This is a genomic window from Saccharothrix sp. NPDC042600 (assembly GCF_040647305.1).
In the GTDB taxonomy this organism is placed as follows: Bacteria; Actinomycetota; Actinomycetes; order Mycobacteriales; family Pseudonocardiaceae; genus Actinosynnema; species Actinosynnema mutabilis.
This window is the reverse complement of sequence record NZ_JBEZBW010000171.1, coordinates 1-10,739: the sequence shown is the minus strand read 5'-3', so window position 1 is coordinate 10,739 and position 10,739 is coordinate 1. Positions and strand designations below refer to the sequence as shown.

Below are 10,739 nucleotides of genomic sequence, written 5' to 3'. Positions count from 1 at the left end.
CCCGGCGATCTGTGGTTGCCTCCGGCAGGCCGTGCGGGGGACGAACCGACGCCCTTCCACCCCCGGGGGCCTGCCGCGCGGCGAGCGCCGCTTTTGATCTTTCGAGCGCTTCGCGCGTTCTCTTGAGAGCGCTACGCGCGTTGTTCAAAGCGCTTGAAGATCTTGAAGAGCGTGAACGCGCTGACGCGCTCGAAAGCGAAAGAGCCTCGCCGGCGGGCAGGCCCCCGGGGGTGGAAGGGCGTCGGTCTGTCCCCGTACGGCCTGCCGGAGGCAACCACCCTTTGGTCTTCTCCGCAACCGGAAAAGCTGGTTGCGGAGAAGACCAAAGCACGGTTGGGCTGCGCCCAGGCCGTACGGGGACAGACCGAGGCCCTTCCTTTGGGCTTGGGAGCCCATCAAAAGCGCGGCTGGGCGCGAAGGGCGGGGAGGCGCGAAGCGCGCGGAGCGTGCTTTGGCGTCAGTCGGGTGCCGTCTTGACTGGTGGTGGCGTGGGGGTGTTTGGTCGGGCACCTGGGTGAGGGGAGGGATGCGGTGACCGCGTCCAAGTCTCTGCGCGCGTTGCGCGAGGCGATCGTGTTGGAGCACCTGGAGGCCGAGAACGAGCGGGAGTTCGAGGGGGCCGTCGGGGTGTTCGACCACGCTCGGTGGGAGGTGATGGCCACCGGCGAGGTGATCGAGGGGCGGGCCGCGGTGGTGGGGTACTACGAGCGGGTCGTCGCCGCGGGGCCCCGGTTGTGGAGTCGGGTCGTCTCGTTGCACCACGCCGAAGGGGCCGTGATCGTCGAGCTGCGGCTCGACGGGGACGGCGTCGGGGGGCGCAGCGGGGTGTTCTTCCTGTTCGACGGGGCCCGGCTGGTCGGCAAGCGGGTGTACGGCGGGTGGGAGGAGAAGAGCCGCCACCCCGTTGCCGGGATGGCGGCTCCACTGTCATCCGATGGGAATCGGACCTAGGTCAGAGCGGTCGAACCGTCTGCGCCTGCGGGCCCTTCTGGCCCTGGCCGATCTCGAACTCCACCCGCTGGTTCTCCTCCAGCGTGCGGTAGCCCGTGGACTGGATCTCCGAGTAGTGCACGAACACGTCGGCGCCACCGTTGTCCGGGGAGATGAAGCCGAAGCCCTTCTCCGCGTTGAACCACTTGACGGTGCCCTGAACTGCCATCTTGCTACTTCTCCTCTAACAGGTGCCGGATCGCGCTTGCGACCACCGGGTCCGTTGGGGCGTGGAGCCCCTCCCGTCGAGGAAGATCTACGCCCGCAACTCCGATCCGCGAGCGTGGTGGAACACGAACACAGATAGGTACGACCGAACACAGTCAACCACGCCAACCCCGTGGCAGTCGAGCGTCGGGAAGCGGCGAGTCTCACTGCTACCGTGGGCGAAGACGCGATCACAGGGGGTTTCCGCCATGTCCGAACCCGTTCTGGTGACCATCGCCGCTTCCCTCGCCTCCCGCGCCTTCGCCGGCCTGTACGCGCTGGTCCGGGCCAAGTTCGCCGACGATCCGGAGGCCACCGCCGCCCTCACCGCCGCCGAGGGCGCCGCACCCGACTCGCCGCAGGTCGCGGCGTTGAGCGAGGTGCTGCGGAGGGCCGAAGCCGAGGACGCCGCGTTCGGCGACCGGCTCCGCCGGGAACACGAACGGGTGACCGTCCGGCAGACCGGCCGGGTCAACAACCACCTGACCGGGAACCCCACCGGACCGGTGGTGCAAGCGGGCGAGATCAACGGGGGCATCACCTTCAAGTAGGCCGGTCGAGTGAAGATGGGGAGGTGTTCTCGACCCTCCACCTCCCGCAGACCCGGTTGCTGTTCTTCTTCCTCGGCCTGGTCGTCACGTTCGTCCTGATCAGGATCAGCGTGCGGATGATCCGGGCCAAGGTCCGGTGGTGGCCGGGCAACATCACCCCGGGCGGCACGCACATCCACCACGTCGTCCCCGGCACGGTCTTCATGCTGGTGGGCGGCGTGACGGGGCTCGCCGTGCCGGACGAGGAGCACGGGTGGCGGGCGGCCGCGTCGGCGTTGCTGGGCGTGGGCGCGGCGCTGGTGCTGGACGAGTTCGCGCTGATCCTGCACCTGCGGGACGTGTACTGGGAGAAGGACGGCCGGCTGTCGGTGGACGCGGTGTTCCTCGCCATCGGCATGACCGGCCTGCTGCTGCTGGGCGCCCGGCCGCTGGGGTACGACGAGTTCTACGGCGAGGGCGTGTGGGTCCGGGTCGTGATCATCCTGGTCAACCTGGGCTTCGCCATCGTCGCGCTGCTCAAGGGCAAGGTGTGGACCGGGCTGCTGGGCCTGCTGGTGCCGGTCCTGCCCGAGATCGGCGCGCTGCGGTTGGCCCGGCCCGGGTCGCCGTGGGCGCGCTGGCGGTACACCGAGGGGTCGCGCAAGCTGCGTCGCGCGTACCGGCGCGAGGCGCGCGTGCGACAGCCGCTGATCCGGGCGAAGATCCGGTTCCAGGAGTTCATCTCGGGCCGGCACGACGGCGACTAGCCGAACCGCCTGGTGATCCAGCGGTCCGGCCGGCCGGTGAACAGGGCGAACGTGCCCGCCGGGTGCGCGATCTCGGTCTCGGCGAACTCGCGCGCCTCGTCCTCGGGCATGTACCGGGCGGCGACCGCGACCACGTCCGCCACGTCGGGTGCGCTTTCGGTGCGGACGACCGTGCACTCCGCCGTGACGTACGTGTACGGCGGCTCTGGGCGTTGCACGCACAGGCTGAACGCGCCCGTCGCGGCCAACAGGCGGGTCTTGCGCGCCCTGCGGCCCTGGGTGCCGGTGAAGAAGCTGATCAGCCCGTCGCGATAGGCGTAGAAGACGGGGACGGTCAGCGGCGGGCGGTCCGGCGCGGCGATGGTCAGCACGGCCACGTGGGGTTCGGCGAGGAACGCGTCGCGCTCGGCGGCGGTGAGTTCCACGGGTCAGCTCCCGTACTCGTCGCGCGGGCGCAGCCACGCCATCGTCGGCGTCTGCGGCCACCCCTCGGGCGAGTCCTCCCAGGTCTCCTGCCGCCCGTACGGGGTGAGGTCGAGGAGGTTGAAGTCCAGCCGCAGGCGGTCCACGCCGCGCGCGGTCGTGTAGTAGGTGTAGAAGACCTCGTCGCCGTCCCGCAGGAACACGCTCAGCCGGAACCCGCCCGTCAGACCGATCTCCGAGTAGAAGGCCGGGTCGGCGGAGTACCACGGCACGGTCCAGCCGAACCGGTCGCGCACGGCGTCGATCTCGGCGCGGGGCGCGCGGGACATCAGCACCAGCGTGGTGTCTCGGGCGTTGAGGTGCGACTGGTCGGCGATGTTGTCGGTGAACGACGTGCAGCCGCCGCACACCCAGTCCTGGCCGGGTTCGAGCATGTGGTGGTAGACCACGAGCTGGCGGCGGCCGGCGAACACGTCGGTGAGGCCGACCGTCGAGCCGTCCGGCGCGGTGAAGCGGTGGTCGGCGGACACGCGGACCACCGGCAGCCGGCGCCGGGTGGCGGCCAGGGCGTCCAGCTCCCGCGTCAACTCCTTCTCGCGCACCAGCAGGTCGTCCAACGCTGCCTGCCACTGGTCCCTCGACACGACGTCCGGGCGGTTCATGGTGCCTCCCTATCAGTTCCTTGAGGGAACCGTATCAGGAGCAGGTTCCTTCAGGGAACCCTCGCGCGTAGACTCGGGTGGGTGCAGCGGACTGACTTCGGGACCATGACGTGCTCCATCGCGCGCACGCTCGACGTGATCGGCGAGCCCTGGTCGCCGCTGATCCTGCGGGACGTCTACGCGGGCATCAACCGGTTCGACCGGATCCAGGAAGACCTCGGGATCTCCCGCAAGGTGCTCACCGAACGCCTCAAGTGGCTGGTGGAGCGCGAAGTGCTGGAACGGCGCGAGTACGCGACCAACCGCTACGAGTACGCGCTCACCGAACGCGGCGCCGAGCTGGTCGAGGTGCTGATGGTGATGGTGCGGTGGGGCGACCGGTGGGTCTCCCCCGACGGCCCGCCCGTGCTCTACCGGCACCACGCGTGCGGGCAGGTCAGCCACGTCGAGCTGACCTGCGCGCACTGCGGCGGCCCGATGACCGCGAAGGACATCGACCTGCTGGCCGGTCCCGGGTCTAGTTGACCAGGATGCCCAGCTCGTCGCACACCGGCCGGACGTCGCCCGCGCACAGGTCCACGGACTTCACCACGCTCTCGGCCACCAGCCGCCGCACGTCGGCCTTGGTGATCAGGTCCGCGCCGAGCAGCACCGACTTCACGTCCCGGCGCGACACCAGGTCGCGGGTGTTGCCGGTGGCCAGGTCGTCCGCGCCGCTGATGTCCCCGCGCGCCACCGCGATCGCCAGCCGCGCCGCCGCCTCCGCCTCGTCCCGGATCGGCTTGTAGACGGTCATGCACTGGTCGCCGCGCAGCACCGCGCGCAGGCCCTCCAGCGTGGCGTCCTGACCGGTCACCGGCACCTTGCCCGCCAGCCCGCGCGCCTTGAGCACCTCGATCACCGCGCCGGCGAGGCCGTCGTTGGCGGCGACCACGCCGTCCACCTTGCCGCCGTTGTCGTCGAGGATCTGCTCGAACACGGCCCTGCCCCGCACCGGGTCCCACTGGTCGATCGCCTGGCTCTTGACCAGCTTGAGCGCGCCGGCGTCGTACTTGGGGCCCAGCTTGCGGCGCTGGCCGTCGGCGAACAGGGTCGCGTTGTTGTCCGTCGGCGCGCCCTGGATCTCGATGATCTGCGCGCCCGGCTTGTTCCCCAGGCACCTGAGCAGGCCCTCGGCCTGCAGTTCGCCGACGTTGAGGTTGTCGAAGGAGACGTAGTAGTCGGCCTGGCCGCCGAGGCTGATCCGGTCGTAGTTGATGACCGGGATGTTCGCCTGCTTGGCCTTGCGCTCGACGGTCGCGCCGCCCTCGGTGCTCAACGGCGTGGTCATCAGGACCTTCACGCCGCGCTGGATCATCTCGTCGGCGATGCTCTGGAACTTCTTCTCGTCGCCCTCGGCGTTCTCGATCAGCGGCGTGATGCCGGCGAAGTTGAACGCGGACTCCAGCAGCGGGCGGTCCTGCTCCTCCCAGCGGTCCGACGAGTCGCGGTCGGGCAGGATCACGCCGACCACCGGCTTGTCGCCCGGCTGGAGCGGCGCGACCGGCTCCGGCCCGCCGGCGGGCTTGCGGTCCACCCCGCACGCCGCCGCGGTCAGGACGAGCACGGCGCAGCACACCACTCCGCGTAGTCTTCGCATTCGCCAACCCCTTGCGCGGACCGACCGCCGATCGGTGGATCGAAACAGAATGGCCGATTCCATCTCCCGCGACGCCGCTTCGTCAAGACGTAGCAACGCCTTGGTGCCAAATGGTCCGCACCAATCGTTGGGCGGCCTTCGGGGAAGATCGAACGCGCAGGTCGGATCGTTACCAAAACACAGGATGTAACTGATCGCGCACAAACGATTACGGTGCTCACTGACTACGAATGACGGCTACCGGCGTTCGGATTTGTTTGCCAGGGTGTCGCCCGACCCATACCCCCTCCGGGTCTGTGAGGAGACACGCGTGAGAACACGCAGAATCGTTCCCTCGGCGTTGGTGGTGGCGACCACCGCCGCGCTGCTGACGACCGGGACACAGCCCGCGGCCGGTCAGCCGGGCACCGCCGACTTCACCGTCGTCGTCGAGGACGGCGCGAGCACCGACGCGGCCAAGGCCGCCGTGGCCGCCGCCGGTGGCCGGGTCCTCGCCGAGAACGCCGCCGTCGGCACCCTGACGGTCAAGGCGCCCGCCGCCGGTTTCGTGCAGCGCGTCTCCGCCTCCGACGCGGTGCTCGGCGCGACCGGCCTCAAGCCGCTCGGCGCGGCCCCCACCGACACCCCGGGCAACCGGGAGTGGCGGGTCGTCGAACGCGAGCACCTCGGCGCGGCGGCCCAGTCCCCATCGCCGGCGAAGTCCCCCGACGCCACGGCCGGCATGGACCCGCTCGACGACGCCCTGTGGGGCCTCAGGCTGGTCCGCTCCGACAAGGCCCGCGCCCGGCAGGCCGGTGACAAGCGCGTCTACGTCGGCATCCTCGACACCGGCGTCGACGGCACCCACCCGGACATCGCGCCGAACTTCAACCGCGAGCTGTCCCGCAACTTCACCATCGACATCCCCACCGACCCCAACGGCAACGAGGTCGACGGCCCCTGCGAGTTCCGCGGCTGCGTCGACCCCGACGACCACGACGACAACGGCCACGGCACCCACGTCGCGGGCACCATCGGCGCGGCGGCCAACGGCTTCGGCATCTCCGGTGTCGCGCCGAACGTGTCCCTGGTCAACATCCGCGGCGCCCAGGACTCCGGCTACTTCTTCCTCCAGCCGGTCGTGGACGCGATCACCTACGGCGCCGACATCGGCCTCGACGTGATCAACATGTCGTTCTACATCGACCCGTGGTACATGAACTGCCTGGACAACCCGGCCGACAGCCCGCAGGCGCGGCTGGAGCAGCGGGCCACCATCACGGCGGTGCAGCGCGCGCTGGACTACGCCCACCGCAAGGGCGTGACGCTGATCGCGGCCGGCGGCAACAACCACGAGGACCTGGGCAACCCGCGCACCGACGCGGCCAGCCCGAACTACCCGGCGGGCACCAACTACCCGCGCGCCATCGACAACAGCAAGTGCCTGCACCTGCCGACCGAGGGCGAGCACGTCATCTCGGTGTCGTCGCTCGGCCCGTCGCTGGCCAAGGCCGACTACTCGAACTGGGGCACCGAGCAGACCGACCTGTCCGCCCCCGGCGGCTGGTTCCGCGACGGCTTCGGCACCCCGTGGTACCGGACCAACGAGAACCTGATCCGCTCGACCTACCCGCGCAACGTGGCGCTGGCCGAGGGCAACATCGACGAGGCCGGCAACGTGACCGCGAAGGGCCAGGCGGCCGGCGTGGCGAAGTACTGCGCGGGCACGTCCTGCGGCTACTACCAGTACCTCCAGGGCACCTCGATGGCCGCGCCGCACGCGGCCGGCGTGGCGGCCCTGGTGGTCAGCGAGTACGGCAAGAAGGACCGCGCCCACCCGGGCACCCTGACCCTGTCCCCGGACAAGGTCGAGAAGGTCCTCTACAAGACGGCGACCCAGCGCGCCTGCCCGTTCCCGCGCACGGTCTCCTACGAGCGGGAAGGCCGCCCGGCGGAGTTCACGGCGACCTGCGAGGGTGACGCCCAGTTCAACGGCTTCTACGGCCACGGCATCGTGGACGCGTACGGAGCGGTGACCCGGGGCGGCAGCCACATCTGATCGACGCGCGAAAGAGCCCCCGCCCGGTGTTCGGGCGGGGGCTCTTCGCTTTTCAGGCCGGGCGGCGCTCTCCGCCTTCCGGGTCGGGCGGGGTCCCGGCGCTCCCGGTCAGGCGCTTCGGTCGCCGAGCGCGGTGCCCAGGGCCTGCCAGTCCAGCACCGGCGCGGCCAGGTCGCGGATCGACGCCAGCAGGCCCAGGCGGGCCTTGCGGACCGCCGGGTCCTCGGCCATCACCAGCACCTCGTCGAAGAACGTGTTCACCGGCCCGGTCAACCCGCTCGCCGCCGCCACGAACGCCGCCAGCCCGGCGCCCTCGAACGACACCTCCGCCAACGCCTTGTGCAACGCCACCTCGGCCGGCTCGCCCAGCACACCGGCGTCGTACTCCGGCGCGGTCTCGGCGGGCACGATCCGGCGCACCCGCTGCAGAGCGGCGACCAGCGCGGCGAAGTCCTCCGACCCGGCCAGCGCCGTCAGCTCCGCCAGCGTCTCGTCGGCCTGGGCCGGGGCGTCGGCCAGCGGCAGGACCGCGTTGACGAAGCGGTGGTCGTGGCCGGCGTCCAGCAGTTGCTGCTCGTACCGCCGCACGGCGAACTCGCGCGCGTTCTCCAACGCGTCCGCCGAGACGTCCAAGTCCCGCGCCGCCAGGGACAGCGCCCGCGTCAGCGTGATGTCGCGCAGCTCCGGGAACGCCCGCAGCACGCTCACCGCGCCCAGCGCCGCCCGCCGCAACCCGAACGGGTCGGAGCTGCCGGTCGGGTTGGCCCCGATGCCGAACAGGCCCGCGAGCAGGTCGAACCGGTCCGCCAGCGACAGCAGCGCGCCGGCCCGGGACGCGGGCAGCGCGTCGCCCGCCGAGCGGGGCAGCTCCATCTCGTAGAGCGCCTGCGCGACCTCGGGGGTCTCCCCCGCGCGCGCCGCGTACTCGCGGGCCATCACGCCGGCCAGGCTGGACAGCTCGATCACCATCTGCGAGCCCAGGTCGAACTTGGCCAGCTCGCCCGCGCGGGTCAGCGTGTCGTCCGCGCCGCCGACGACGTCGGCCAACCGGCCCGCCAGCACCGCGATCCGCCCGGCCCGGTCGGCCATCGACCCGAGCTTGTCGGCGAACGTCAGCTTCTCCAGGCCCGCCTTCATGTCCGCCAACGGCGTGCGCAGGTCGGCCCGCCAGAAGAACGCCGCGTCCTCGTACCGGGCGCGCAGCACGGCCTCGTTGCCGCGGCGCACCAGGTCCTCGTCGATGGACCCGTTGGCCACCGCGACGAAGTGCGGCAGCAGCGAGCCGTCCTCCGCGCGCACCGGCAGGTAGCGCTGGTGCTTGCGCATGACCGTGGTCAGGATCTGTTGCGGCAGTTCGAGGTACTTGGCGTCGAACGAGCCCAGCAACGGGGTCGGCTGCTCGACCAGGTTGGTCACCTCGTCCAGCACGCCCTCGAAGTCCACGACCCCGCCGACGGACTTGGCCAGTTCGGCCGCGCGCTCCACGATGACGTCCCCGCGGACCGAGGCGGACGCCGTGATCCCGTGCTGCGCCAGGAACTCCAGGTAACCGTCCGCAGTGGACACTTCCACCACGGGCGACTCGGCGGTGCGGTGCACGCGGGTCGTGGTGCCGGAGACCAGCGCCGACACGCCCACCGGCACCGGCGTGGCGCCCAGCAGCGCGAGCAGCCAGCGGATCGGGCGGGTGAACGACAGCTTCGGGTCGTTCCACTTCATGTTCTTCTCGGCGCGCAGCTCCGCCACGACCGACGCGAGCAGCGTCCCGAGCACCTCGACCGCACCGCCGCCGGGGACGGTCTTGACCACGGCGACGTGCTCGACGCCGTTCTCCACCACCCGGGACAGGTCGGCGACGGCCACGCCCTGACCGCGCGCGAAGCCCTGCGCGGCCTTGGTGGGCGCGCCGTCGGCGTCGAACGCGGCGGACACGCGCGGTCCGCGCATGGTCTTCTCGGCGTCGGGCTCGCGCGGCGACACCTCGGGCACCAGCACGACGATCCGGCGCGGCGTGCCGTGCACCTGGACCTCGCCGTGGGTGAGGCGGGTCGCGGCGAGCTTCTCGGTCACGGCCGCGCGCACCGCCTCGACGGTCCGGGTGACCTCGGCGGGCGGCAGCTCCTCGGTGCCGATCTCGAACAGCAGCGTCTCGGGCCCGTCGGTCGCCCCGGCGGCGGGCAGCTCGGGCGCGGCCTGCGGCTCGACCAGGCCCAGCGGGTGGCCCAGCTCCTCGCGCCGCGCGGCCCACAGCTGCGCGACCTCGCGCGCCAGCCCCCGCATGCGGGCGAACGCGCGCGCCCGCTCGGTGGTGCTGATCGCGCCGCGCGCGTCGAGGACGTTGAAGGTGTGCGAGCACTTCAGCACGTAGTTGTGCGCCGGCACGGGCAGGCGGGCGTCGAGCATGCGCCGCGCCTCGGACGCGTACTCCTCGAACAGCCGCTTGTTGGCCTCGACGTCGGCGTCGTCCAGGTAGTAGCGGGACATCTCGTACTCGGCCTGGCCGAACGCCTCGCCGTAGGAGATGCCGGGCGCGTAGGCGATGTCCTTGAAGTGGTCCACGCCCTGCAACGCCATCATGATGCGCTCGATGCCGTAGGTGATCTCCACCGACACCGGGTCCAGCGACATGCCGCCGGCCTGCTGGAAGTAGGTGAACTGGGTGATCTCCAGCCCGTCCAGCCACACCTCCCAGCCCAGGCCCCACGCGCCGAGCGCGGGCGAGGCCCAGTTGTCCTCGACGAACCGCACGTCGTGGGCGCGCACGTCGATGCCGAGCGCTTCGAGGCTGCCCAGGTACAGCTCCTGCGGGTCGCCCGGGTCGGGCTTGAGGATGACCTGGAACTGGGTGTGGGTCTGGAGGCGGTTGGGGTTCTCCCCGTACCGGGCGTCGTCGGGCCGCACGCTGGGCTCGACGTAGGCCACCCGCCACGGCTCGGGGCCGAGGACGCGCAGCACGGTCGCCGGGTTGAGGGTGCCCGCACCGACCTCGGTGTTGTACGGCTGCACGACGATGCAGCCCCGTTCGGTCCAGTACCTGGTCAGCGCCAGCAGCGCGTCCTGCATCGTGAGCACGGGGTGAAGTCTACGAACGGGGCACCGGGACCCTCACGGTCGGGTTACTTCACTGGTCACAGGCTGTCAAGACCCGGTATCACCTCGTCGGGATGTGGGGCTGTGCCACCCTGTGGGCAACCCCAGAGGGCACCGGCGCGTCCACCAGGGCAGGTCCGGGGGAAAGGGAGGAGCGCGAGTGGACAACCGGCCGCCGAGGCCGGGCGAACCCGACGGGTTCCGCCGGCGACCTGCGCCCCCTCGCGCACCGCACCCCCCGCGCGCGACGGGCGACCCGCGCCGCGCCCCCCCGGGCCCGCCCCCCCCCCCCCCCCCCCCCCCCCCCCCGCCGCGCCCCCCCCCCCCCCCGCCCCCCCGCCCCCCCCCCCGCCGCCCCCCGGGGGCGCCCCCCCCCGCCCGCCCCCGGCCGCG

At 71.6% G+C, this 10,739-nt stretch carries 10 protein-coding genes; 5 read left to right on the top strand and 5 right to left on the bottom strand.

All coding sequences use genetic code 11. The features are described from left to right. The first annotated feature begins 531 nt into the window (after nucleotides 1–531). A complete protein-coding gene (locus AB0A74_RS41435) occupies nucleotides 532–951 on the top strand; it encodes a nuclear transport factor 2 family protein (RefSeq protein ID WP_358258535.1) in 420 nt (139 codons plus the stop codon). Nucleotide 952: 1 nt separating this feature from the next. Here AB0A74_RS41435 and AB0A74_RS41430 read toward each other — a convergent pair whose 3' ends face one another. Continuing rightward, nucleotides 953–1,159 (bottom strand): cold-shock protein, encoded by a 207-nt coding sequence (locus tag AB0A74_RS41430; RefSeq protein WP_309114094.1) that lies wholly within the window; start codon nucleotides 1,157–1,159, stop codon nucleotides 953–955. Nucleotides 1,160–1,406: 247 nt separating this feature from the next. Here AB0A74_RS41430 and AB0A74_RS41425 point away from each other — a divergent pair, with 247 nt between their 5' ends. Together AB0A74_RS41425 and AB0A74_RS41420 are read left to right on the top strand one after the other, a co-directional pair. After that, nucleotides 1,407–1,748: a hypothetical protein gene (locus AB0A74_RS41425; RefSeq protein ID WP_358258534.1), complete on the top strand. Its 342-nt coding sequence runs from the start codon at nucleotides 1,407–1,409 to the stop codon at nucleotides 1,746–1,748. Between the two features lie 23 nt (nucleotides 1,749–1,771). Next, nucleotides 1,772–2,494 (top strand): hypothetical protein, encoded by a 723-nt coding sequence (locus tag AB0A74_RS41420; RefSeq protein WP_358258532.1) that lies wholly within the window; start codon nucleotides 1,772–1,774, stop codon nucleotides 2,492–2,494. Here AB0A74_RS41420 and AB0A74_RS41415 read toward each other — a convergent pair. Beyond that, a complete protein-coding gene (locus AB0A74_RS41415) occupies nucleotides 2,491–2,919 on the bottom strand; it encodes a pyridoxamine 5'-phosphate oxidase family protein (protein ID WP_358258531.1) in 429 nt (142 codons plus the stop codon). The genes AB0A74_RS41420 and AB0A74_RS41415 overlap by 4 nt on opposite strands. 3 nt (nucleotides 2,920–2,922) lie before the next feature. Beyond that, on the bottom strand, nucleotides 2,923–3,579 hold the full coding sequence (locus tag AB0A74_RS41410) for a DUF899 family protein (RefSeq protein WP_358258529.1): 657 nt from the start codon (nucleotides 3,577–3,579) through the stop codon (nucleotides 2,923–2,925). 81 nt (nucleotides 3,580–3,660) lie between these two features. On the opposite strand from AB0A74_RS41410, the gene AB0A74_RS41405 reads away from it, so the two are divergent. Then, a complete protein-coding gene (locus AB0A74_RS41405; protein WP_358258527.1) occupies nucleotides 3,661–4,104 on the top strand; it encodes a helix-turn-helix domain-containing protein in 444 nt (147 codons plus the stop codon). On the opposite strand, the gene AB0A74_RS41400 is transcribed toward AB0A74_RS41405, so the two are convergent. Then, nucleotides 4,097–5,218, bottom strand: a complete 1,122-nt coding sequence (locus tag AB0A74_RS41400; RefSeq protein WP_358258525.1) for a substrate-binding domain-containing protein — start codon at nucleotides 5,216–5,218, stop codon at nucleotides 4,097–4,099. The two genes, AB0A74_RS41405 and AB0A74_RS41400, sit on opposite strands and share 8 nt — an antisense overlap. A 310-nt stretch (nucleotides 5,219–5,528) precedes the next feature. Between AB0A74_RS41400 and AB0A74_RS41395 the strand changes: the two genes are divergently transcribed. After that, complete coding sequence (locus AB0A74_RS41395; RefSeq protein WP_358258524.1) at nucleotides 5,529–7,256, top strand: S8 family serine peptidase; 1,728 nt, start codon at nucleotides 5,529–5,531, stop codon at nucleotides 7,254–7,256. 108 nt (nucleotides 7,257–7,364) lie between these two features. Here AB0A74_RS41395 and AB0A74_RS41390 read toward each other — a convergent pair whose 3' ends face one another. Next, entirely contained in the window at nucleotides 7,365–10,319 is a 2,955-nt protein-coding gene (locus AB0A74_RS41390; protein ID WP_358258536.1) for a glycine--tRNA ligase, read from the bottom strand. Between the last annotated feature and the right edge of the window lie 420 nt (nucleotides 10,320–10,739).

Bases quoted from the DNA above. Each gene is read 5' to 3' on its own strand.
- AB0A74_RS41410 (WP_358258529.1), bottom strand. From the start codon at position 3,579: ATGAACCGCCCGGACGTCGTGTCGAGGGACCAGTGGCAGGCAGCGTTG.
- AB0A74_RS41425 (WP_358258534.1), top strand. From the start codon at position 1,407: ATGTCCGAACCCGTTCTGGTGACCATCGCCGCTTCCCTCGCCTCCCGC.
- AB0A74_RS41430 (WP_309114094.1), bottom strand. From the start codon at position 1,159: ATGGCAGTTCAGGGCACCGTCAAGTGGTTCAACGCGGAGAAGGGCTTC.
- AB0A74_RS41390 (WP_358258536.1), bottom strand. From the start codon at position 10,319: ATGCAGGACGCGCTGCTGGCGCTGACCAGGTACTGGACCGAACGGGGC.
- AB0A74_RS41400 (WP_358258525.1), bottom strand. From the start codon at position 5,218: ATGCGAAGACTACGCGGAGTGGTGTGCTGCGCCGTGCTCGTCCTGACC.